This is a genomic window from Roseateles sp. P5_E4, from assembly GCF_054049255.1.
Map to the genome: position 1 here is coordinate 1 of NZ_JBFUMS010000026.1, position 22,789 is coordinate 22,789.

General features: G+C 66.4%; 17 protein-coding genes and 1 tRNA gene. 5 read left to right on the top strand and 13 right to left on the bottom strand.

Annotation, left to right across the window (positions count from 1 at the left end; translation table 11 throughout):
* The 13 genes from ACXJLH_RS28980 to tssA all read right to left on the bottom strand — a co-directional run.
* Positions 1 to 2,306, bottom strand: a 2,306-nt coding sequence (locus tag ACXJLH_RS28980) for a type VI secretion system Vgr family protein (RefSeq protein ID WP_457447910.1), incomplete at its 3' end; no start/stop codon positions are given.
* A 165-nt stretch (positions 2,307 to 2,471) separates the two neighbouring features.
* Positions 2,472 to 5,147: a type VI secretion system ATPase TssH gene (tssH, locus tag ACXJLH_RS28985; RefSeq protein ID WP_457447912.1), complete on the bottom strand. Its 2,676-nt coding sequence runs from the start codon at positions 5,145 to 5,147 to the stop codon at positions 2,472 to 2,474.
* A 58-nt stretch (positions 5,148 to 5,205) separates the two neighbouring features.
* Positions 5,206 to 6,264 (bottom strand): type VI secretion system baseplate subunit TssG, encoded by a 1,059-nt coding sequence (tssG, locus tag ACXJLH_RS28990; protein ID WP_457447914.1) that lies wholly within the window; start codon positions 6,262 to 6,264, stop codon positions 5,206 to 5,208.
* The gene (gene tssF / locus ACXJLH_RS28995) at positions 6,261 to 8,132 is read right to left on the bottom strand and encodes a type VI secretion system baseplate subunit TssF (protein ID WP_457447916.1); all 1,872 of its coding nucleotides are present in this window, start codon (positions 8,130 to 8,132) and stop codon (positions 6,261 to 6,263) included. The genes tssG and tssF overlap by 4 nt, the downstream gene beginning before the upstream one ends.
* Before the next feature lie 13 nt (positions 8,133 to 8,145).
* Positions 8,146 to 8,682 (bottom strand): type VI secretion system baseplate subunit TssE, encoded by a 537-nt coding sequence (gene tssE, locus ACXJLH_RS29000; RefSeq protein ID WP_457325119.1) that lies wholly within the window; start codon positions 8,680 to 8,682, stop codon positions 8,146 to 8,148.
* Entirely contained in the window at positions 8,682 to 9,524 is an 843-nt protein-coding gene (locus tag ACXJLH_RS29005) for a type VI secretion system accessory protein TagJ (protein ID WP_457447918.1), read from the bottom strand. Before ACXJLH_RS29005 ends, tssE begins: the two co-directional genes overlap by 1 nt.
* Positions 9,514 to 10,083 (bottom strand): double zinc ribbon domain-containing protein, encoded by a 570-nt coding sequence (locus ACXJLH_RS29010; protein WP_056194100.1) that lies wholly within the window; start codon positions 10,081 to 10,083, stop codon positions 9,514 to 9,516. Before ACXJLH_RS29010 ends, ACXJLH_RS29005 begins: the two co-directional genes overlap by 11 nt.
* 6 nt (positions 10,084 to 10,089) lie before the next feature.
* Positions 10,090 to 10,959 (bottom strand): hypothetical protein, encoded by an 870-nt coding sequence (locus tag ACXJLH_RS29015; RefSeq protein WP_457447920.1) that lies wholly within the window; start codon positions 10,957 to 10,959, stop codon positions 10,090 to 10,092.
* Entirely contained in the window at positions 10,959 to 11,486 is a 528-nt protein-coding gene (locus tag ACXJLH_RS29020) for a hypothetical protein (protein WP_457356272.1), read from the bottom strand. Before ACXJLH_RS29020 ends, ACXJLH_RS29015 begins: the two co-directional genes overlap by 1 nt.
* 44 nt (positions 11,487 to 11,530) lie before the next feature.
* Entirely contained in the window at positions 11,531 to 12,031 is a 501-nt protein-coding gene (locus ACXJLH_RS29025) for an Hcp family type VI secretion system effector (protein WP_056194090.1), read from the bottom strand.
* Positions 12,032 to 12,126: 95 nt separating this feature from the next.
* Positions 12,127 to 13,620 (bottom strand): type VI secretion system contractile sheath large subunit, encoded by a 1,494-nt coding sequence (gene tssC, locus ACXJLH_RS29030; protein WP_056194087.1) that lies wholly within the window; start codon positions 13,618 to 13,620, stop codon positions 12,127 to 12,129.
* A 44-nt stretch (positions 13,621 to 13,664) separates the two neighbouring features.
* Positions 13,665 to 14,159 carry a type VI secretion system contractile sheath small subunit gene (gene tssB, locus ACXJLH_RS29035; protein WP_457394438.1) on the bottom strand — a complete coding sequence of 165 codons (495 nt, stop codon included), beginning with the start codon at positions 14,157 to 14,159 and terminating at the stop codon, positions 13,665 to 13,667.
* A 104-nt stretch (positions 14,160 to 14,263) separates the two neighbouring features.
* Complete coding sequence (gene tssA / locus ACXJLH_RS29040; protein ID WP_457447922.1) at positions 14,264 to 15,379, bottom strand: type VI secretion system protein TssA; 1,116 nt, start codon at positions 15,377 to 15,379, stop codon at positions 14,264 to 14,266.
* 156 nt (positions 15,380 to 15,535) lie between these two features.
* Here tssA and ACXJLH_RS29045 point away from each other — a divergent pair, with 156 nt between their 5' ends.
* The 5 genes from ACXJLH_RS29045 to ACXJLH_RS29065 all read left to right on the top strand — a co-directional run.
* Positions 15,536 to 17,362 carry a protein kinase domain-containing protein gene (locus ACXJLH_RS29045; RefSeq protein WP_457447924.1) on the top strand — a complete coding sequence of 609 codons (1,827 nt, stop codon included), beginning with the start codon at positions 15,536 to 15,538 and terminating at the stop codon, positions 17,360 to 17,362.
* Positions 17,363 to 17,365: 3 nt separating this feature from the next.
* Positions 17,366 to 18,013 carry a hypothetical protein gene (locus tag ACXJLH_RS29050; protein WP_457447926.1) on the top strand — a complete coding sequence of 216 codons (648 nt, stop codon included), beginning with the start codon at positions 17,366 to 17,368 and terminating at the stop codon, positions 18,011 to 18,013.
* Between the two features lie 147 nt (positions 18,014 to 18,160).
* Complete coding sequence (locus ACXJLH_RS29055; protein ID WP_457324468.1) at positions 18,161 to 18,724, top strand: RNA polymerase sigma factor; 564 nt, start codon at positions 18,161 to 18,163, stop codon at positions 18,722 to 18,724.
* A gap of 109 nt (positions 18,725 to 18,833) precedes the next feature.
* Positions 18,834 to 18,910, top strand: a tRNA-Met gene (locus ACXJLH_RS29060).
* A 367-nt stretch (positions 18,911 to 19,277) separates the two neighbouring features.
* A partial coding sequence (locus ACXJLH_RS29065) for a DUF6531 domain-containing protein (protein WP_457447928.1) occupies positions 19,278 to 22,789 on the top strand: 3,512 nt, incomplete at its 3' end.

Consider the following 22,789-nt stretch of genomic DNA (forward strand, 5'->3'; position numbering starts at 1 on the left):
GCCTTGGCGGCTGCGGCGGCGTCCGCGCTCGCGTTGGCCGCGGCGGCGGTGTTTGGCGCCTCTTGGCCGACGGTCAAGGGGTCTTCAAAAAGCTTGTCGTAGTCCGTGGCCTTGGCGGACGTCAGCAGTTCCTGGTTCATGGCGTCTTCCGGCGCCTTGGGCTCGGCCGCGGCCGCGCTCTCGGCTGCGCCGGCGGAGCCGCCGCCACCGCCACAGTTGACCTTGACGAGGGGGCCGTCGATGGTGACGCCCGCCGGGCCCAGCGTGATGACCGAGCCGCCGCAGACGATCTTGATGCCGGCCGTGGCCTCCAGCACGATCTCGGCGCTGCCCTTGGCCTTGATGTTGACGGCCTGCATCAACAGGTCGGCTGTGGCCTTCAGCGACAGCTTGGCACCGGCCTCGCCGACCAGGTTGCCGGTCGTCTTGAAGTTGCCCGCGCCGCCGCTTTGCAGGTTGATGTCGCCGCCGGCCTTGACGGCCGTCTTGCCGGTGACGTCAAGTCCGTAGTCGGCACCGACCTTGGCGTTGAAGTCTTTCTCAAGCTTGAGCTGGTAGGTGGCCGCACCCGTCGTGAAGATGTCACCGGCGACCTTGGTGTGCAGGTCCTTGCCGAGGTCGTGCATGACGTCCTTGCCGACGTTGACATACCAGTTCTCGCCGACGACCTCCTTGCGCGTGAGCTTGACCTTCTTGGTCTCGTTCATCTCGATCCAGTCGAAGGCGTCTTCCTTCACGTGGCGATGGAAGTTCTTCTGCGACTGCAGCCAGACGTATTCCTTGCCCGTCTTGTCGTCGAAACGCAGTTCATGGCGAGCGTCGGCCGCGCCGTTCTTGGTCGAGTGGGTGCGCCAGCCGCTGATGTCGGAATTGGCGGGCAGGGGATAGATGGGCGTGTTGATGTCGTTGTGCACCGAGCCCGTGATGAGGGGCCGGTCGGGGTCGCCGCCGATGAAGCTGACGACCACTTCGTGGCCGACGCGCGGGATCATCCACAGCCCCATGCCCTTGCCCGCCCAGGGCTGGGACAGGCGCACGAAGCAGGAGCTGTTCTCATTGTTCTCGCCCAGGCGGTCCCAGTGGAACTGCACCTTGATGCGGCCGTGCTTGTCGGTCTCCACCTCGTTGCCCGAGGCGCCGACGACGATGGCCGTCTGCGGCCCGTACATGATGGGCCGCGGCGTGCGGCGCTGCGGGCGGAAGGCATTGCCGCCCGTGCTGATGCACATGAGATTGGCGATCACGCCGTCGCGGCGGCGCGGCAGGGACCTGAGATCGTCGATGGCCTCGTGGTCGGCGAACTCGGCGTGGAAGTTCATGCCGACGATCAGGTAGCTGTCGTCGTCGGCCGCATTCAGGGCGTCTTCGAGATCGAAGGTGGCGCCCACCGTGATGTCATTGCAGTTGGTGGTGCCGGTATAGATCTGCTGCAGCGACTGCAGCTCTTCCAGCCGCATCTTGGCGACGCGAATGGCGGCCGCCGCGGTCGGCTGCGCGTCGGGCTTGACCTGGTTTTGCACCGCACGCGCCGGGAACTCATAGACCTCGGCGTCGCCGAGCTTGGCGGTCGCCGCCGTGGGCAGCGCGCTGTGCTCCTGCTGGATGGCAGACGCCGTCGCGAGGTAGTCGTAGTCGCGCACCACGGCCTTGACCGAATGCACTTCCTCGACCATCTTCCAGTCGACGAGGGTGGGCTTGGTGGCATCGAGCTTGTGGGACCATTTGACGGTCTTGTCGCCCGTCTTGGCCTTGTGCTTGCCCATCGAGTCGATCAGCACCAGGGTGTGGGTGGTGCTGGTGTGCTCGAAGAAATAGTAGATGCCGAACTCTTCCAGCAAACGGCTGACGAAGTCGAAGTCCGACTCCTGGTACTGCACGCAGTACTCGAGCGGCTTGTAGACCGCGGCGTCCTGCAGCCGCCAGGCGAAGTCGGCGCTGTAGGGCGTGAGGACGGCGGTGACGATGTCCTTCACGCTCTTGTTCTGGAACACCTTGGAGTTGCGCGTGCGCGTGGCGAACCAGGTCCAGGGCCGCATGGTGATGCGGAAGGAGTCAAAGCGGCCATGGCGTTCACCGCGCTGGACTTCGGTGATGAAGCCATTGAAGTGACGCTTGGCACCATGCTCGATGCTGACATTGGCACGCGAGCCCAGCAGGGCGTGCAGGTCGATGGACTCGCGCACGCCCAGCAGGCTGACGTTTCCGACCAGGTCGACCTGCCACTCGGGCAGCGCGCCGAGCTGCTCCCGACCCTCCATGCGCAAGACCAGCAACTTTTCACCACCCAGCTTGGTGGTGATGGACATCACACTAGACATGTGTCGGCCCCTCGTCCGATGAGTACATCGACCGGTCCCCCGAGGGGACGGCGATGCTTGCGGCGTTGAGCCGCAAGCACATCGCCCAGCGGGCCGGCTTGGGAGCGGCCCGGCGCTCGGCCCGGTAAGTCACTACGGCCTTCATCTGCGGCCTCAATCGAACGCGTAGGAGAAATCCCCGTCCGCCACGCCCAGGGCGACGCGTGCCAGCGGTTGACCCGAGGCCGTGCGCGACAGGTATTCAATCGACACCTTGGGCAGCACCGTGTTGGTCAGGATGGCGTCGATGATGCGGCCGCCCGACTCCGCGTTGTTGCAGCGCTTGACGATGAGCTCCACCGCCGCATCGCTGTACTCGAACGGGATGCGGTGGTTCTCGGCCACGCGCTTGACGATGCGGCCGAGCTGCAGGCGCACGATGCGGGCCAGCATCTCATCGCTCAGCGGGTAGTAGGGGATCGTGACGATGCGGCCCAGCAGCGCCGGCGGGAAAACCTTCTGCAGCGGCTCGGTCAGCGCGGTGGCCAGCGACTCGGGGTCGGGCAGCAGTTCGGGGTCGCGGCACATGTTCATGATGAGCTCGGAACCCACATTGCTGGTCAGCAAGATGATGGTGTTCTTGAAGTCGATCATGCGGCCTTCGCCGTCCTCCATCCAGCCCTTGTCGAAGACCTGGAAGAAGAGTTCGTGCACGTCGGGGTGGGCCTTCTCGACCTCGTCCAGCAGCACGACGCTGTAGGGCCGGCGGCGCACGGCCTCGGTCAGCACACCGCCCTCGCCGTAGCCCACATAGCCCGGAGGCGCGCCTTTGAGCGTGGAGACGGTGTGCGACTCCTGGTACTCGCTCATGTTGATGGTGATGACGTTCTGCTCGCCGCCGTAGAGCGACTCGGCCAGCGCCAGCGCCGTCTCGGTCTTGCCCACGCCCGAGGTGCCGCACAGCATGAAGACGCCGATGGGCTTGTTGGGGTTGTCGAGCTTGGCGCGCGAGGTCTGGATGCGGCGGGCGATCATGTCCAGGCCATGCTGCTGGCCGATGACGCGCTGGCCCAGCGTGGCGCCCAGGCGCAGCACGGCTTCCAGCTCGTTCTTGACCATGCGGCCGACGGGGATGCCGGTCCAGTCGGCGACGACGCTGGCCACGGCCTGGGCGTCGACCGAGGGCAGGATCAGCGGGGCGTCGCCCTGCAGCTCTGCCAGCTGGGCCTGGGCAGCATGCATCTCGGCGAGCAGCGCGTCGCGGTCGGGTGCCGCAGAGGCGGCTTCATCGACCGGCTGGCCATCACCGCGCAACTTGGCGCGCAGCTCCAGGATCTTGGCGACGACATCCTTCTCCTGCTGCCAGCGCACTTCCAGCGTCGCGAGGCGCGCGCGCTCGTTGGCCAGCTTCTCTTCCACCGACACGCCGCGGTCGCCGATATGCACGCCCACCTGCGCCTCGCGGCCGATGATGCCCTGCTCGATCTCCAGCGATTCGATGCGACGCTTGCAATCCTCCACCTCGGCCGGCATCGCATGCTGGCTGACGGCCACGCGGGCACAGGCGGTGTCGAGCAGGCTGACGGCCTTGTCGGGCAGCTGGCGGGCCGGGATGTAGCGGTGCGACAGCTTGACCGCAGCCTCGATGGCTTCGTCCAGCAGCTGGACCTTGTGATGCTTTTCCAGCACCGTGGCCACGCCGCGCAGCATCAGGATGGCCTTCTTCTCGTCGGGCTCCTCGACCTGCACGGTCTGGAAGCGGCGGGTCAGGGCCGGGTCCTTCTCGATGTACTTCTTGTATTCGGCCCAGGTCGTGGCGCCCACGGTGCGCAAGTTGCCACGCGCCAGGGCCGGTTTCAGCAGATTGGCCGCGTCGCCCGTGCCGGCCGCACCACCAGCGCCCACCAGCGTGTGGATCTCGTCGATGAACAGGATGATGGGCGTGGGGCTTTGCTGCACCTCGTCGATGACCTGGCGCAGGCGCTGCTCGAACTCGCCCTTCATCGACGCGCCGGCCTGCAGCAGGCCGATGTCCAGCGTCAGCAGCGTCACGCCCTGCATGGGCGGCGGCACGTCGCCGCGCGCCAGGCGCAGCGCAAAGCCTTCCACCACGGCCGTCTTGCCGACGCCGGCCTCGCCGGTCAGCAGCGGGTTGTTCTGGCGGCGGCGCATCAGGATGTCGACGATCTGGCGGATCTCGTCGTCGCGACCGGTCACCGGATCGATCTCGCCCTTGCGCGCCTTCTCGGTCAGGTCGACGGTGAACTTCTTCAGCGCCTCCTGGCGGCCCATGGCGGCGGGAGCCATCGCGCCCTCGGCTTGGCCGGGTTGCGCGCTGTTCAACGCGCTGCCGTCGGTGGCGCCCAGGCCGGCTTCGCCGGTCTTGCCGACCAGGCTTTGCAGCTTGTCGGCCAGGTCATCGGCCTTGATCTTCTCGAACTGGCGCGAGATGCCGAACAGCGCTTCACGCAGCGAGCGCGTGGAGAGCAGCGCCAGCAGCAGGTGGCCGCTGCGCACCTGGGCATCGCCGTACATCAGCGTCGAATAGACCCAGCCCTGCTGGATGGCGTGGGTGATGTGCTCGGAGAAGTCGCTGATGGCCGTCGACCCGCGCGGCAGGCGGTCCAGCGCCGTCGTCACGTCACGCGCAAGCGCGGCGGCGTCCAGCCCGTAGTGGCGCACGATGGCGCTGACGTCGGATTCGTTGTTCTCCAGCAGCTGGGTGATCCAGTGCACCAGCTCGACATAAGGGTTGCCCCTGAGCTTGCAGAAGACGGTGGCGCCTTCGATGGATTTGTAGGCCAGCGGGTTGAGCTTGCCGAACAGGGCTTGGCGGCTGATGTCAGTCATTTCCAGTTCTCCTCGGTGCTAAGTGACCGAGGCCGCCGTTCAGTTCCGCTGCGCGGAGCTAGATCTGGTGCTTGGGCGCGAGCGAGGCTTTCAAGGGCCCGCGGCAGATGCTTTCGACGTTCATCAACAGCTGGTCGGCCCGCTTGCGCGGGCGCTGGCTGTTGAGCCAGGCGCTGCGCCCCAGCATGCCCACGCCGGGTTGCCTGCCCAGCGGCCAGGCCGGCACCTCGGCGGGTTTGAGGCGCAGGCGCACATCCCAGGCGAACTCCTGGCCGACGTATTGCCTCACCATGGCCTGCAGGGCCGGCAGATGCGGGCCCGAAGGCAGGAAGGCCTGGAATGCCTCCCAGCCCAGGGGGCCGATCTCGATGCGGAACTTGTGCTGCACATCCCAGACCTGGCGGCCCAGCACGGCGCCACGCCCCAGGGCCACGCCGTCGTGCTTGACGAGTCGGGTGCGTTCTTCAGGCCCCAACGGCATCCAGTGGCCACTGAACTGCTGCACCAGGGCGGGCACACGGAAGCGCAGCGCGATCCAGCTTTGCAGGCCATCGGCATCGCGCGCCGAGCGAGCCAGGCGGCCGGCGAAATAGAGCTTGGGGAAGTCTCCCAGGGCGTCGCGCTCGCGCAGCGACGGCTCGGCCAGGCCGATGAGGGCGCCCACGTGGCGCACGATGGGCGCGTCGCGGCTGCGATCCATGCCCACCACCGGGTTGGCGCGCGCCCAGGCCCGGTAGAAGAGCAGGCCGAAGCGATGCAGCAGCATGTCGGCAAAGGCCGCGAAGGTGCGGTCGCCGTGGTGCATGGCCCGCTCGCGGGCGTATTCGGTCAGGTGCGTGGGCAGGGCACCATTGGGGCCGAACAGGCTCAGCACCCGCTGCACGAGGCGTGGCGGTCCGTGGTCGTTGGCTGCCAGTTTGGTGATGGCCGTCGGCGCGAAGTTCAGCGCCGGTTCGCTGGCAAAGCGCACCGGCTCGTCGCCTGGGCGCAGCGCGTCGCCCAGGCGCGGCTTGTCGGCGTGGGCGGCCTCGATGCGGCGCAGCGCCTGGAAGAGGTCGAAGCGGCCCGGGCGCGCGGCCAGCGCGTCGAAGATCGATGGCTCAGGCTTTGCGCTCACAACACTGCCCTGGCGCCCGGCAGCGGTTGCCAGCGCTTCAACTCGCCGCGGGTGCGCGAGACCAGCAGCGTCTGGACAAAACTGTTCATCGACACATGGCGGCTGAAGTAGTGGTGCAGCACGGCGCCCAGCAGCGTCGCGCTGCCACCTTCGAAGGAGAGTTCGTCCACCGTCAGCTGCACCTCCAACCCGCGGCCGAAGGCGATGGGGCCTGGCGCCGGATGGCGGCGCACGATGGGCAGCGTGGTGACGGAGCGCACGCCTTCGATCTGCCGCAGCAGGCCGGCGCCCGAGCTTTGGCCGAACAGGCCGAGCAGTTCGCGCAGGGCCAGCGCACCGCGCTCGGGGTCCTCGTCGACAAGGGACAGGTAGTTCAGCGATAGCAGGGACAGCAGCCGCCAGGCCAGTGCGCCTTCGCGCGCCGCGCTGCCGGGCCGCGACGGGCCGGCCACGACGGCGACATGGTCGACGGGCGCACGGGTCTCCAGCGTCAGGCCACCATGATCGCGGCCGGCGGGCATGAAGAGCGGCAGGTCGCGGTTGGTGCAGCGGATCTTGGCGGCCAGCTGGCGCAGATCGGCCCGGTAGGGCGCGCGCTGCAGGTCGACCAGGGACAAAAAGACCTCGCTGCCGACATAGGCCGAGCGCGGCCCCTCGCGCTTGGCGCGGTCGCTGGCCAGACGCGGCTCGCGCAGCAGGCTGAAATAGCCGGAGGCGCCGGCCGGGTCGGCGTGGGGCACGTCGAACAGCGGCAGGAACTGCAGCTCGTCGGTGTCGCTGGAGAAGCCGGTGACCGAGGCGACGTCGAACACCTCGAAGTCGGCGCCGGCCAGCCGGTCGGGGATGACCTGGAAGGCGGTGGCGCTGTCGTCGACCGTGATGCGCTCGGCGCGGCGTTCGAAGAGGTTGATGGCCGGCACGCAATTCAGGCTGAAGTTGGCCGGTTCGCCGCCACCCTCCAGGCTGGCTTCGTAGCGGTCGAACAGCAGCACCAGCTCGAAGCTGTTGCCCGTGCAGGCGGCGAAGCTGGGCCTGAGGCCGGCCACGTCGATGAACAGAAAGCGCTGCGGGAAGGCGAAGTACTCCTGCATCAGCCGCGTGCCAGACAGGCCGCGCAGCGTCACCGGCAGCATGGCCTCGTCATCGGCCAGGCCGACGTGGTGCACGCGGTTGGCCGGGATGAACTGGCGCTTGGCCGCAGCCTCCTTGCCGCCAGGCCCGGCCAGCACGCCGACGCAGCGGCAGGTGGCAAGTTCATGCAGCTTCAGCGCCACGTCCTGCAGCCCGCCCATGAAGAAGCGCAGGCTGTCCAGCGGCAGCCGCGCGAAGCTCATGCCGCTGGGCAGCTCCATGCGCACACGCACGCCGCTCTTGGGCCGCTCGCGCAGCGGCAGGCCGCTGAAATTGATGTCGGTGGCGCTGAGGAAGTACTCGACCTGGCTGACCCGGATGGGCGTCAGCGTGACCGGCTGCGCGGTGCGGAACTCGCAGCGCGTCGGCCCCAGCGGCGTGCGCGCGCCCATCAGCGCGCTGCCGCGCGGCAGCGTGAAGCCGGCGATCAGGTTGGGGTCCTGGGCGGGCTCGAGCTGGGCCACCAGCATGGACGGGATCGGCGCGCCGAGGTTGGGGCAGACCATGTCCAGCAGCGCCTGGGCAAGCTGGGGGAACTCGGCGTCCTGCTTGAGCTGCACGCGGGCGGCGAGGAAGGCCGTGCCTTCGAGCAGGCGCTCGACATAGGGGTCGGCGACTTCCAGGCCTTCCATGCCCAGGCGGCCAGCGATCTTGGGGAACTCGCGCGCGAACTCGCCGCCCATCTCGCGGAGATAGCGCAGTTCCTGGTTGTAGTAGCGGAGGAGGCGGGGGTCCATGATTCGGAGTGTCTCAAGCCCTCAGGTCACGCACCGCGGCCTGACCGGTGTCGACATCGACATCCGCACTCAACAGCAGCTCCAGCGGCACCGGCTGGTTCCACATCTGGCCCTTGATGGTCAGGCGCAGGCTGGTGGGGCGCAGGCCGGTGCTCATGTCGTTGGCGATGCGCACCTCCACCGTGTCCGGGTCCAGGCGCGGCTCGAAGCGGATGATGGCCTGGCGCACCTGGGCCTCGATGAGGGGGAACTGGTGGATGGTCATGGTCTGCCCGGTCAGGGGCAGGATGCCGAAGTTCAGCACCGAGTCGCGCGCATGCGGCAGGCTCTTCCATAGCGCCGTGCGTTCGGGGTCGTTGCGGTTGCCGATGTCCGGCTCTTCACACACCGCGTTGAACAGCCAGGAGAGGTCGCGCAGCACGGCCTCGCGCAGCTGCTTGCGGCTCAGTACGCGGGCCTCGAGGGCCTCGACCTTGGAGCTGGCATCGTTGTCGGTGAGCCGGTCCAGCAGCGAGGGTTGGAGGCGGTCCTGGGCACCGAAGCTGGCCATCAGTTGCCTTCGGTCTGCGTGGCCTCGCTGGCGTCGAAGAGAATTTCTCTGACGGCCATCAGGTCGTGGTCGCCGATGTCGCTGGTCAGCACGCGCTGGCCCAGGCCGGCATAGCGGTCCTCGCCTGGCAGTGCCTGCCATTCGGTCTTGCGCGCCAGGTTGATGAGGCCATCCTCGCTCTTCTCGGAGCCCGGGTAGCGCGTGGGCACCAGGGCGACGCTGTTGCCGCCATTGGTGAAGCTCAGCTGCGCCGGCATCCAGACGCAGTCGCGCAGGTCCTCGGGCGCGTCGAAATGGATCTTGGCCAGGTGCTGGAAGGGCACCCAGGTGTAGTGGCCGTTGAGGCAGACCTCGAGCACCGGGCCGAGGCGTGAATCGGCGTCCGCCAGCCACTCGAAGCGTTGGCCGTCGATGCTGCCCGCACTCGTCGGCGCGGCCTCGAAGGCCTTGGTGGCGAGGTCGGCCGCGAGCTGGCTGTTGCCTTCGGCCTGCTGCTTGAGCGACTCGATGAGCTGGGCCACCCAGGCCTCGGGCTGGCCGAAGACAACCGGCGTGCGCTTGCCAGCAAACACCTGGGCGCGCAGCAGCTCGCAACGGATGGCGTGGCCGACGGTCTCGCGCATCGGGATGGCCAGCTTGTCCATGTCGGCGACGACATTGAGCTGGGTGTGGGCGCGTTCCCACTGGCCGAGCACGCTGAGCAGCTGGGACATGAAGGTGCGCAGCTTGGGATCGGCCGGCTTGGCGCGCACGGCCTCGGTCAGCTTGGCGAGTGCGGCGCGCGGGTCGCCGGCGCGGAGTAGCTCTTCGGCGGCTTGTTGGGGAGAGAGATCAGAAGCCATGGCCGCAGTCCGTGCAGAAGCGGGCTTGCCGCGAGAGGGTGATGCCGCAGGCCGGGCAGCTCTTGTGCGTGCTGGCCATGTCGAAGCCGCATTCGTGGCAGAAGCGCCCGCCCTGGCTGGGCGTCTGGCAGTTGGGGCAGGCCGAGCCACCCCCGCTGGCGGCGCCCTGGCTGGCCGAACCCGCGTCCAGCGCGGAACGGGCGGCGCAGTCGCGGCAGCTGTTGCTGCTGCTGTTCCAGCATTCGCGGCCTACCCATTTGCGGCAGCCGGTGCATTTCTCGTACAGCGGTGCTGCGGCGGCCATGGCTTCGGCCAGGGCCTCGGCCTTGGCACTGCCACCACCGGCTTCGGCAAACGCGCCGGTGGCGCGGCTGGCCTTGTTCAGGTCGTAGAACATGAATGCGAAACGGCTCAGCCAGCCCGTGATCTGGCCCTTGCGATAGGGCCTGAAGGCCGAGCGTGAGCTCTCGCCGCATTTCTCGCAGAAGAACTCGAACTGGAAGCCGGCCGACACGTCGCTCATCGACGTGCTGACGTCCCGGTAATTGGTCAGGGCCATGGGGGCTTAGATTGGAGAACCGATGTTCTTCATCGTGAAGGCGCGCGTCGTGTTCTGCGACGCGGTCTTGGCGACGGCCTGGCCGGTGTTGCTGTGCGAATAGTGAGATGGCGGGTTCTTGTAGACGTAGGCGAGCGAACCGAATTCGCAGGTCCACTTCTCCATCATCTCCGTCATGGTCTCGTTCACGACCACGTCCAACTCGTATTCCAGCAGGCGGATCTTCTGGATGGTGAAAATCAGCGAAGTGCCGTCCAGGAACGTCGCCGAGCGCCGGTGGATGGTCAGCGTGCCCGAGGGGAAGATGTTGCCCGCCTTCATCGAGTTCAGCATCTGGGTGCTGGCGATGTCGACCCGCTTGGTGAACGTGAACTCGAAATTGCGGTTGCGTTCGAGGTCCGCGTACTGCTTCTCCCGCTCGCCTTGCAGCGTGGCCGCCTTTTCGGCTTTTTGCGGGTCGGAAGGCGCGAAGGCGTTGGGATCCCTGGCGATGCTTTCGAGCTTCTTGTTGAAAGCCGCCCCGAGGGCATCGCGCTGGTCCTGGTGGGCTTTCCAGTCCGCCTCGGAAAAATTGCCGCCACGCTGGGCTTTCGCGAAGGACTCCTGCAGCCTCTTGTCCCGCTTCTGGTAATCGTCGCTGGCCGCATGCATCGCGCGCAACTCGTTGCTGCCTTGCTTGTCTGCCCTGCCGCTCGCGAGGGTGAAGGCCGCTGCCGCCTTGCTGGCGCTCTTGCGCTCGTCCTCGTTGTGCAGCTTCCAGTTGAGCGTCTCCACCAGGATCTGCCCCTGGAAGCCTTCGGACGCTGCTTCGCCCACGACCGGCACGCGGGTGGGGCGCAGCAGAACCAGGAAGATGTCGGCGCCGTTGTTGGACATCAGAGGGCCAATGGGTGGAAGAAGGGGGCCGTGGGCAGGTTGTCCTTGCCGAGGGTCTTCAGATACATCATCTTGATGTTCTTGAAGTTGAGGGTCCAGCTTTCCCTCACCTCCTTGGACAGGCCATCGTCTGACACCTCCAGGGTGCAGTCGGCAAAGTAGCCCTGGGTACAGACGACGGTGAAGCCAGGTTGATGGATGGCCCGGCCTTGCTGCTTGATGTGCAGCACCGTGATGGACGCGCTGAGCACGGGCAGGTGGTTGTCCAGGCAGAAATGCATCTGCGAGGAGCCGACGTCAAACCGCTTCTTGAAGGTCAGCGGCTGCATCTTGATGCTGACGGGCGTACCCAGCCCTGCCATCGAGGCTGCAGCGGCGGCAGCCGCTGCGGCCAGGCCGCTGGCTTTGCTCTTGGGGTCCTTGAGGGCCTGCATGCCCCAGCCGAACTCCAGCAGCTCGATCGAGCCTTCCCAGCCTTCGAGCAGGCCCTCGCCCACCACCGGCCCGGCGCCGGTGATGAGTTGCATAAAAATATTTGAACGGCTCATGGTGCCGGGCGCCGCTCAGGGGATCACGCCGACGGCGAAGCCGTGCCGGCCGGGATGTCCCAGTTGTAGGTCTTGGGCGCGCCGAGCTTGCCGGTCTTGTTGTCCTGCGGCTTGTATTCGATCTTGACGGTCTTGAAGACCATTTCGACCTTCTGCGTGACGTTGCCTTCCTCGGTGCCGCTCTGGTTGACCTTGGTGATGAAGCAACCTTCCATCGTCATCGTGAAGTAGGTCTCGGGCGTGGCACTGCCCGTGGTCTTCATCATCTGCAGCTCGACCTTGGGGAAGGCCTTGCCGGTGCAGATATAGCCCAGGATCACGGTCGACGAGGTGTCGAAGTAGTGCTCCCAGTTCATCTTGCCGGGGTTGGGCTTGCCGACGGAAGCGCCGCCGCCCTTGGTCCAGCTGGTCTCGGCTTCGACTTCCCAGTCCCAGCCCTGGATCTCGATCCACTTTTCCTTGCCCTTCTGGATGGACTCGCCATCGGCCTTGTCGAAGAAGGTGAGGAATGCATTGACTGCCATGTTGATATCTCCTTAGGGGTTCAAAGCGCGGGTGTTGTGGTGGTGGTGAGAGATGACCCGTCCTGCTCCCGCGCCGGCGAGTTCTCCCAACTGTCTTAGGCGGACTTCTCGGACGGCAGCTTGGACACCAGCCGCAGCGACACGGTCAGGCCTTCGAGCTGGTAGTGCGGCTTCAGGTAGAACTTGGACTGGTAGTAGCCCGGTGCGCCTTCCACTTCCGAGACCTCGACCTGGGCGGCCGCGAGCGGGCGGCTGGCCTTGGTCTCTTCCGACGAGTTCATCGGGTCACCGTCGACGTAGTTCAGGATCCAGCTGTTGAGCCAGTCTTCCATCGCGTCGCGCGACTTGAAGGAGCCGACCTTGTCGCGCACGATGCACTTCAGGTAGTGGGCGAAGCGATTGCAGGCGAACAGATAGGGCAGGCGGGCCGCGAGTGCGGCATTGGCGGTCGCGTCGGCGTCGTCGTACTCGGCGGGCTTTTGCAGCGACTGGCCGCTGATGAAGGCCGCGAAGTCACTGTTCTTGCGGTGCACCATCGACAGGAAGCCGTTCTTGCTCAGCTCGGCCTCGCGGCGGTCGGAGATGGCGATCTCGGTCGGGCACTTCATGTCCACGCCGCCGTCGTCGGTCGGGAAGGTGTGGGTGGGCAGGCCGGTCACCGCGCCGCCGGATTCGATGCCGCGGATGCGCGAGCACCAGCCGTACTGCTTGAACGAACTGTTGATGTTCACCGCCATCGCATAGGCGGCGTTGGACCATGTGTACTTGCTGTGGTCGGCGCCCTCGGTGTCTTCCTCGAAGGCAAACTCGTCGACCGGGCTGGTCTTGGCGCCATAGGGCACGCGCGACAGGAAGCGCGGCATGCACAGGGCCAGGTAGCGGGCGTCGTCGGACTCGCGCAGGGACCGCCAGGCGGCGTACTCCGGCGTCGTGAAGATCTTGGTCAGATCGCGCGGGTTGGCGAGTTCCTGCCAGCTTTCCATCTGCATGACGCTCGGCGCGGCACCGGTCACCAGCGGCGCGTGGGCGGCGGCGGCGATCTTGGACAGTTCGCCGAGCAGCTCGACGTCGGGGGGCGTGTGGTCGAAGTGGTAGTCGCCCACCAGGCAGCCATAGGGCTCGCCGCCGAACTGGCCGTATTCCTCTTCGTACAGGCGCTTGAACAGCGGCGACTGGTCCCAGGCCGTGCCCTTGAAGCGCTTGAGCGTCTTGCCAAGGTCGGTCTTGGAGACATTCATCACGCGGATCTTGAGCTGCTCGTCCGTCTCGGTGTTGTTGACGAGGTAGTGCAGGCCGCGCCAGGCGGATTCCAGCTTCTGGAAGTCCTCGTGGTGCATGATCTTGTTGATCTGCTCGGTGAGCTTGCTGTCGATGGCCGCGATCATGGCCTCGATGGTCTTGACGGCGTCGTCGCTGAGCAGCGTGGTGTTGCTCAGCGCCTGCTGGGCCAGCGTCTGCACGGCCTGCGCCACGGCGCCGCGCGCCTCCTCGGTCTTGGGCTTGAATTCCTTGTTCAGCAGTGCCGCGAAGTCATTGCCTTCGAAGGTCACGCCCGCCAGGGCCGATGCTGACTGTTCCGCTTGGGTCATGTTTGAAACTCCGGTCGTTTCAGGGTGTTCTTGTGGGCTGCGGCTTACTCAGCCTTGGGCGCGTCGGTCAGTGTCTTCAGCAGCGTGGGGTCGGCCAACACCTTGGCGATCAGGTCGCCGGCGCCGCTCTTGCCGTCCATGTAGGTGATCAGGTTGGAGAGCTGCTGGCGGGCCTCGAGCAGCTTGTTCAGGCCTTCGACCTTGCGCGCCACGGCGGCGGGCGAGAAGTCGTCCATGCTCTCGAAGGTGATGTCCACCGGCAGGTTGCCCTCGCCGGTCAGCGTGTTCTCGACCTGGAAGGCGACACGCGGCTTCATGGACTTCATGCGCGAGTCGAAGTTGTCGACATCGATCTCGAGGAACTTGCGGTCGGCCACCGGCGGCAGCGGGTCCTCGGGCTTGCCGGACAGGTCGGCCATCACGCCCATCACGAAGGGCAGCTGCACCTTCTTCTCGGCGCCGTAGAGCTCGACGTCGTACTCGATCTGCACCCGCGGGGCCCGGTTGCGGGCGATGAATTTCTGGCTGCTCTTGCTCATGTCATTGCTCCTTGCGGATGGGATTCAGGGATTCAAAAGGCGGTGCGCCACGACGGACTGCAGGAGGGGCTTTGATGAAGACGACATCGCGGCATTCCTTGCGACTACTGCAGGCTTTCAGGGTCCACGCCCAGCATACGGGCCACCTCGCCGACGGCCTCGGGGGCAAACTCTCGTACCAGCTGCAGGAAGTTGCGGTCGATGAGACGTTGCGCACGGCGCAGCAGGTCAGCCGCGGGGTTGGTGGGCTCGTTCTTCTCGAGGTAGGCGCAGACCAGGTCAATGGCACGCACGGCATCGGCGCGGCTCTCGATCGCGCCCAGGCCGCCACCACCGCCACCACCGCCACCGCTGCGGCCGCGGCGGGCGGGCGCGGGCGAGTCGCCACCGCCGTCCTGGCCCTGGGCGATGCCCAGGTCGTTGAGCATGCCGGCGAGGTCGTCCGCCGAAGCGTCGATGCTGACCGGGCGCGGCGAGACGGCGATGACGGCGTCCAGCATCGCGCGCAGCGCCGAGAAGTCGGGCACGTCGCCATAGTTGAGGCGCACGGACAGGCAGGCCACCAGTGAATCCAGCGCCGCAACGGCGGCGGGCGCCTGGGTGGCGAGCAGCGGATAGCCGGCCACGGCGTCGGCCAGCATGTTCTCGATCTGGCTGCGCGAGGGTGTCGATTCGTCGTCGCGCGCCGCCAGGTCACCCATGGCGATCTCGATGTCGCGCACGCTGATCTGGCCGATGCCGCGGTCGTTCAGCACCAGGCTGGCACGGACGTCGCCCAGCGTGGTGTCCAGGCTGGCCAGCTCGTTGAGGACATTGACCCGTGCAAACGCGTCGCCATCCTCGGGACGGGGGTGGAGTTCGTCCCACCAGCGCGTCAGCAGCTCTTCGAACAGGCGCAGGCCCGGCGCCAGCGTCGCGAAGCCTTCCAGGCGCAGCCGGGCGCGCAGCAGCAGGTTGGCCACGCGCAGGTCGCGGGTGCGGGTGTTGATGTCGTCGGCCAGGCTGCGCACGGTTCGCCAGTCGGGCGGCTCGGCGGACGCGAACTGGGTTTCGGGTTTGCCCGCGGCCGCCTGGGTCAGTGCCAGGAAGTCGTTGTCGTATTCCAGGTCGGGGCCGCAGACCTCATCCTCAGACACGGGCTGCAGCCACGGCGCCAGCGCGGGGTCGCTGCTGAGCGACTGTGCGGTGTCGGGCGACGGGTCGAAGGGATTGCTGTCCATGGTGGTCCGGGTGAGCTTGCCGATCAGGGCAGGCAGGAGTTCGGGCGGTAAGTAACTGGGGCCGCCGCTTAGTTCCCTGCGGCAGCTCTGTCTGCCGACAAGGGGAACGGAATGGCGTGTGGCGTCACTCAGCAGGTTGGACGTCCCGCCTGAACGATGAACTCCTCCAGCGACCCGGAAGACAACGACGCGACCATCATCCGGCCCAGTGCCGCCACCGGCCCCGTCGCCGCGGCGCCTGTTCCTGACGAAGCCGTGCCCGCCGTGATGGCAGGCGGCCCGGCTACGCCCGGGGCACCACCTGCGAGCCTCGACCGGCTGGACGGCGGCAACGCCTTGCCCGTCGGCAGCCGCCAGGGCGAGTTCGAGGTCATCCGCGTGCTCGGCGAGGGCGGCTTCGGCATCGTCTACCTGGCCCGCGACCACGCGCTGGAGCGCACGGTGGCGCTCAAGGAATACATGCCCGCCGCCCTGGCCCTGCGCGGCGACAGCTCCCAGGTGCGGGTGCGCTCGGAACGCCACCGCGACACCTTCGAGGCCGGCCTGAAGAGCTTCATCAACGAGGCGAAGCTGCTGGCGCAGTTCGACCACCCGTCCCTCGTCAAGGTCTACCGTTTCTGGGAGGCCAACGGTACCGCCTTCATGGTCATGCCCTTCATCGAAGGCAAGACACTGAAGGAGACGCTGAAGGAAATGCCCGAGCCACCCGGCGAAGCCTGGCTGATGGACATGCTGGCCTCGCTGACCGAGGCCCTGCTGGTGCTGCACGGCGAGCATTGCTACCACCGCGACATCGCACCCGACAACATCATCCTGGTGGCCGGCAGCGGCCGCCCCCTGTTGCTGGACTTCGGTGCCGCGCGCCGCGTCATCGGCGACATGACGCAGGCGCTGACCGTCATCCTCAAGCCCGGCTACGCGCCCATCGAGCAGTACGCCGAGGTGCCCAGCATGAAGCAGGGGCCGTGGACCGATGTCTACGCCCTGGCCGCCGTCGTCTACTGCGCCATCACCGGCCGCACGCCGCCACCCAGCGTCGGCCGCATCGTCAAGGACGACTACGTGCCGCTGGCCCGGCAGGGTGAACTCACGAAGGGCCGCTACAGCGAGCGCCTCGTCAAGGCCGTGGACCGCGCCTTGCAGGTGTTGCCCGACCAGCGCACCCAGTCCATGGCCGAGTTCCGTGAGGACCTGGGCCTGGCAGGCCACTACGCGCCCAAGCCGGGCCAGATGGCGACGCTGATCCAGGCGCCCGCTGCAGCGGCGCCGGCTCCAGCCGCCGTCAAGCGGGCCGCGAGCCGCGGGCCACTGTGGCTTGGCCTGGGCTTGGCCGGCCTGGCGGCTGCCGGTGCAGCGGCCTGGTTCGCGACGCGGCCTGCAGGGCCGGCCGAACCGGTTGCCGCGGCGCCGGTGTCGGTCCCGGCAGTCGCTTCGGCTCCAGCTCCTGCACCAGCGCTGGCAGAACCCGTCGCGCGAGATCTGCCCAGCCAGTTCCGGTCCCTCGTGGCGCGGCACAGCGACGGCTTCGACGTGCAGGCGCAGGCGGAGCGCACCAGCCTGCGCATCGACCATGACGAGCTGCGCTTCAGCGTCAGTGCCTCGCGCGAAGGCTATGTCTATGTGCTGCTTGCCGGCCCCGACGGCAGCCTCGTCCAGCTCTACCCCAACGACAAGGCCAAGAACAACCACATCGGTGCTGGCGAGACGCTGCGCCTGCCCGGTGCCAGCTGGCCGCTCAAGGCCAGCGACCCGCCGGGCCCGGAGCACTTCTTCGTCCTCGTTGCCGCCGAGCCGCGCAGCTTCGCGCCCTGGTCCACCGAGAAGGAGCCGAGCTACGGCTTCCTGACATTGCCGGCCCAGGGTCCGGCCGGTGGCACGGCGCCGGGCGCATCGAGCTGGCTGCTGGGCCAGCCGGATTGCGGCCACCCCAATTGCGCGGCTGACTATGGCGCCGCGGTGTTCAGCGTGGAAGCCGTCAAGTAGCCGATGTTGCGGAACCCGGCCGCGCTCGCGGTTACCTATGGCATGCCGGCCGCTTCTGCTGCCGACGCCCTTCGTCGACCTCCGGACCGTGTTCTGAACCCTACCCAAGCCCAGGTCGCCCAGCTGCTGGCGACGCCTCAAGCCCCCCAGCTGGGCGCCTTCGTGAGCGCCGCGGCCGTCGGGCAACTGCTTTGGGCCAGCCCGGTGGAAGGCCGGCTCGAAGTCTGCAGTGGCGCCACGCCGGCGGGCGCGGTTTCCGCTGACATCGGCCGCCTCTTCGTCGCGGCGCTGCGCGAGCATTTCGGCGACGCGGCCAGCGCCATCGCTGAGCGCGAATGGCGCCTCAGCCAGCGATCACGCCGCCTGCTGCCGGCGCGCACCGTCAAACGGGCCGTGGCTTGCGCGGAGTCAGCCCTGGGCCTGCTGATGGCCCAGTCCTATCTTTTGCAGATCGAGTTCTCGGCCGTCATGCTGGGCTGGCGCTTTCGTCGCGTCGCCGACGGCCTGGGCCTGGATCCCGCCAGCCTCGCCATCGAGCGCCGTCGAGCTTTGGACCAGGCCCTGGCCCCCGACTTCAGCCTGCCGCCACCCGCCGATGCCGAGGCGCTCGCCGCGCGGCTGCGAACGCTGCTCAACCAGCTTTCGCATTGACTTCGTGATGTAGTTCACGGCCTCGGGGGTTAACCCATGCCCATAAATGTGGGGTGGGGCGGGTCTGCCTTGTCGCAAGCTTTGCCGCGACGGCGTCTGATCAGACAGGGCGGCCACTTCGGCCGCTTCATCCGCTCGGAGCCCGTCATGCAGCCCCAGTGTCAACCGATTCGCCGCCCCGCAGCAGCCGACCCCAACGTCATCTTCTCGGAGCTGTTCGGCGAACACCGTGACCGCCTCTACCGCTTCGTGCTGCGCCATATCGGTGACAGCACCGAAGCCGAGGAACTGGCCCAGCAGGCGTTTGTCGAGGCGGCGCGCACCTACGAGCACTTCCGCGGCGAGTCGCAGTTGTCGACCTGGCTCTACGGCATTGCGATGAACCTGGTGCGCAACCACCTGTCTCGTGCGCCGTCGCGGCTCTACCGCTTTGAGGACGAGTCAGCGTTGGAGGCCACGGCCTGCCTGCACGCCAACCCGGAGCAGCAATGCCATCTGAACCAGTTGATGGCCTTGCTGCAGATCGAACTGGACGGCCTCATGCCCGAGATGCGCGAGGTATTGCTGCTCGTCGCCATGGACGACATGAGCTACGAAGACGCCGCTGCCCTGCTGTCCGTGCCCATCGGCACCGTGCGCAGCCGCGTGTCGCGCGCCCGCTCGCACCTGCGCACCCGGCTGCAGGCCCGCGGCGCCCAGCTGCCCTTCTGATTGCGGGTCATTTCATCGATCGCGGGTGACGTGCCGCTGCGGTTCGCTGGAAGCACCGCCACGAGATTTGCCTCAACGGCCGAATCTCGTATATACTGCTAGCTTCAGTCGCGGGGTGGAGCAGTCTGGTAGCTCGTTGGGCTCATAACCCAAAGGTCGTAGGTTCAAATCCTGCCCCCGCAACCAAGAATAAAGAGTCCTGTGAAGGACTTAGCAAAGCCCGCCAAGTGCGGGCTTTGTCGTTTCTGACCTGTTGTGCCTACTTCGTGCGCCGGGACGGCGTCCATGATTTTCATGGCAGACACTAACCAAACGGCCGTTGGGCTTGCCGTGTGGCGGTCCGTGACCTGAAGAGTAGCCCGCGGTGAGCGCCTTCAATACGGATCTCGCTTGTCGGACCGGCGAAGCCAGCAACCCGCTGGCCGGCGGGCCTGTCATTTAGGCGATTCACCTCAGCTCTTCCAGTCAAAATTGTAACCAATTGAATCAGTCCCTAAACCTAAGCGCAGATGTCTGGATTACCTATTGATATTCCAAATCCAGAGGAAAAAGCATGGTTTCAGTGGTCACCGGCAGTGGCAACGGTTTGGTCAACACCTCCAAGGATGTGTTGGGCAGCGCTGGAGAGCTGGGACAGGCTGCGACGGGTCGGGCCGGTGAGCAAGTCACGGTCAACGCCGCCAATGGCAACCTGGTGGTCCAGGATCGTGATGAGTATCTTGTGGGCATCGGCCCGGACGTCAACTTGCTCCGGACCTACAACAGCCAAGGGGGCTGGGATGGCGACAACGGCGATCGCTGGCGCATCGGCTACTACCGCAAGGTCTACGACTTCAACGGCAGCTCGATCAAGCGTGTGGAGGCTGATGGCCGCCTGACCACTTACACCCCGGACGGTGCGACGTCGAAGTACGTCAGCAAGGACGGTTCGGGTCAGTACGACACCCTGAGCTACGACTCGCCCAGCGACACATGGACCTGGCGCGATGGTGACACCGGAACCACCGAGACCTATCAACTCTATGGCGCGGGCAACTATCGGCTGACCCGTGTGACGGACCCCGAGGGCCACTACGTCGCCATCGACTACAGCGGCGACCAGATCTCGCAGATCTCGACGTACAAGGTCGGCGGTGGCACGGCGCTTGGAACCGTCAAGCTCACCTACAGCGGCACCAAGCTGCAAAGCACCGAGTATTGGCAAATCGGCACCAAGACGCGCAGCCTTACCCGCTACGACTACGACGGCTCCGGAAGGCTCTGGCACGTCACGACGGACCTCAGTCCGGACGACAGCGCCGTCGCCGATGGCAAGGTCTACACCATCACCTACGGCTACGAAGGTGCCGCCGTGGACGCTCGGCTGAACTCGATCCAGCAGACCGACGGCACCCAGATCACCATCAGCTACGAGTCCAGCACCGGGCGGGTCGCGTCGGTCCTCGACGGGCGCGGACTGGGCACCACCTTCACCTATGACGCGGCCGGCACCACGACAGTCAAAGACGCGCTGGGCCAAGCTACCACGCTCAAGTACAGCGCGACAGGCGAACTGCTGGAAGTCGCGGGCGCCGCGACGGGCGGCAGCAGTTTCACTCAAAAGTACGGCTACAACGCCGTCGGCGACCTGCTGACCAGCACCAACGCCAAGAACGAGACGACGACCTACGAATACAACAGCGTCGGGGCACTGACGCGCCGGACGGACGCAGCTGGCAATGTGCTGGAACGCACCTACACGGCGGAGGGTCTCGTTGCCGCGGAGACCGTCTATCTCGTGCCGGATCCGGATGGCCCGACCAATGCCGCCGGCAAAGCCAGCGCGCCCCTGACGACCAACTACTACTACGACACGACCTCGGGTCACCGTCGCCTTCAACATGCCATCTCCGGCGACGGCTCGCTGACGAGCTATGTCTATGACCCCGTCTCGGGCCAGCTGGCAGACACGTTCAAGTACAGCCCCGACGTCGTCTTCTCGGGCAATCGCCAGATCCGGTCCGATGTTGACGCGTTCGCCGCCAACGCCTTCAAGACCGACAAATGCATCGTGTGCACCCACCACGAATACGACCTGCGTGGCCTGCTGAACAAGGAGCGGACTTACGCCAGCAGCACGTACAACACCACGACGAACAGCCTCGATTTCGTCGACGCGACAGACACGGTCTACACCTACGACCCGTCCGGCCGGCTGCTCAGCCGCCAGGACGCCAGTGGTGTCAAGCTCGCCTACGAATACGACGGTCTGGGTCGTGTCACCAAGAGCCGCGACACCAATGGCGTTGAGACGATCTACAGCTACAACGACACGGACTGCGAGACCCGCGTCAAGCTCGACAACGGCCAGACCACGGTCCAGGTTTTCAACCGGTGGGGCGAACTCGCCTCCAGCGATGTTCTGGGCGCAGGCAACACGCCGGCCAATCTCAAGAAGCTCGGTGAAACGCGGTACAGCTACGACAACCTGGGCCGCCTGTGGCGCAGCACCGATGCCACCGGCGTGTCGAGCTACAGCCTCTACGACGTCAGTGGGCGCAAGAGTGCGGACATCGCCGCCAATGGCCAGCTCACCGAATATCTGTATGACGGCGCGGGTCGTCTGATCCAGCAGATCGCCTATTTGAACGTGTTGACCCAGCCGGTGCTTGACGGCCTCACGGCCAGCAGCACCGTGGCGACTGCCCGCCCGACGCTGTCCGGGTCCGACCGCATCACGACCTACTACTACGACGCTGCCGGCCGCCTCACCGGCGTGCTCGATGCCGAGGGCTACCTCACCCAAACCAAGTACGACGGTACGGGTGCTGTCACGTCGCAAAAGACGTATGCCAATGCGGTGACCGTGATCCGGCTCGATGTGGCGCTGGGCACAACCAGAAGCAGCGCGCTCAACCAGCCCGCTCCTACTGAAGATGCGGCCAAGGACCGCGCCGTCCGCAATTTCTACGATGCGGCGGGCCGCATGGTTGCCCAGATTGACGGCGATGGCGGACTGACGCGGTGGACCTATGACGCCGCCGGCAACCGCCTCTCGCAGTTGCGTCGCGCCACGCTCCTCAGCGACAGCCTTCGCTCGACCGGTGACCTGGCTGCTCTGAGCAGCTTGACGCCGCTGTCGGACGATGAGTTCACCCAGTGGCTCTATGACGGCCACGGCCGCCAGATCGCTCAAGTCAATGCCGAGGGTTACCTCACTGAATACAAGTTCGATGCTGCGGGCCGCCCCGCGGGAAGCACCAGCTATCTCACCCAGGCCATCAAGCCCGTCATCAGCGGCCCCCCTGCAAGCCTGAAGCTATTCAAAGCCGCTGACCTCACGCCGGCTCTGCGTACGTCGTTGAGCAGCCCGAAGCTGCCCTTGTCCACCAGCAAGACTTACAACAACCGCGGCCTGCTCGAGCGGGAGACGGCGGTCGACGGCACGGTCACCTTCTACCAATACGACAACCTGCAGCGCCTCACGAGCACAACCCGTGCGGAAGGGCAGCCCGAGCAGCGCGTGGGCATCATCACGTACGACGACTGGGGCCGGGTCCAGATCGCCAAGACGATGGGCGATCCGACTGAGGCGATCACCTGGTACGACGCCGCTGGCCGCCGCACCCGCGTCAAGGACGCGCGAGGCAACACTACCTTCTTTTACTACGACGCTCAAGGGCGTCAGGTCTACGCCATCCTGCGTGATCCTCTGTTGGGTGGTGAGGTCACGGAGACGATCTACAGCAACTTCAGTGAAGTGCAGGCCACGGTCACGCACAGCCAGCGACTCTCGGTGGCCGACGCCACCGGTCTGGTAGGTGGCAAAGCTGAAACGGCGGTTGTGAGCCGTGCGCCCGCAGCTGACATCTTGCTGTCGAGCGCGATTGCCGCGCTGAGCAGCGCCAGTCTGGATAACCGCAGCTCGGCGACCTATAACCGGCGCGGCCTCATCCAGCAGGCCATTGATGCGCTGGGCAACAAGACCGACTACAGCTACAACGCCTTCGGCCAGCTCAGCAAAGAGATCCGCGACATCGATCCTGTGGGCACCGCCAACGCGCGCCGCCTCACGCTGGACTATGG

Bases quoted from the DNA above. Each gene is read 5' to 3' on its own strand.
- ACXJLH_RS29055 (WP_457324468.1), top strand. From the start codon at position 18,161: ATGCAGCCCCAGTGTCAACCGATTCGCCGCCCCGCAGCAGCCGACCCC.
- tssA (WP_457447922.1), bottom strand. From the start codon at position 15,379: ATGGACAGCAATCCCTTCGACCCGTCGCCCGACACCGCACAGTCGCTC.
- tssC (WP_056194087.1), bottom strand. From the start codon at position 13,620: ATGACCCAAGCGGAACAGTCAGCATCGGCCCTGGCGGGCGTGACCTTC.
- ACXJLH_RS29045 (WP_457447924.1), top strand. From the start codon at position 15,536: ATGAACTCCTCCAGCGACCCGGAAGACAACGACGCGACCATCATCCGG.
- ACXJLH_RS29010 (WP_056194100.1), bottom strand. From the start codon at position 10,083: ATGGCCCTGACCAATTACCGGGACGTCAGCACGTCGATGAGCGACGTG.
- tssE (WP_457325119.1), bottom strand. From the start codon at position 8,682: ATGGCCAGCTTCGGTGCCCAGGACCGCCTCCAACCCTCGCTGCTGGAC.
- ACXJLH_RS29025 (WP_056194090.1), bottom strand. From the start codon at position 12,031: ATGGCAGTCAATGCATTCCTCACCTTCTTCGACAAGGCCGATGGCGAG.
- tssH (WP_457447912.1), bottom strand. From the start codon at position 5,147: ATGACTGACATCAGCCGCCAAGCCCTGTTCGGCAAGCTCAACCCGCTG.
- ACXJLH_RS29050 (WP_457447926.1), top strand. From the start codon at position 17,366: ATGTTGCGGAACCCGGCCGCGCTCGCGGTTACCTATGGCATGCCGGCC.
- tssB (WP_457394438.1), bottom strand. From the start codon at position 14,159: ATGAGCAAGAGCAGCCAGAAATTCATCGCCCGCAACCGGGCCCCGCGG.
- tssF (WP_457447916.1), bottom strand. From the start codon at position 8,132: ATGGACCCCCGCCTCCTCCGCTACTACAACCAGGAACTGCGCTATCTC.
- ACXJLH_RS29020 (WP_457356272.1), bottom strand. From the start codon at position 11,486: ATGCAACTCATCACCGGCGCCGGGCCGGTGGTGGGCGAGGGCCTGCTC.
- ACXJLH_RS29005 (WP_457447918.1), bottom strand. From the start codon at position 9,524: ATGGCTTCTGATCTCTCTCCCCAACAAGCCGCCGAAGAGCTACTCCGC.
- ACXJLH_RS29015 (WP_457447920.1), bottom strand. From the start codon at position 10,959: ATGTCCAACAACGGCGCCGACATCTTCCTGGTTCTGCTGCGCCCCACC.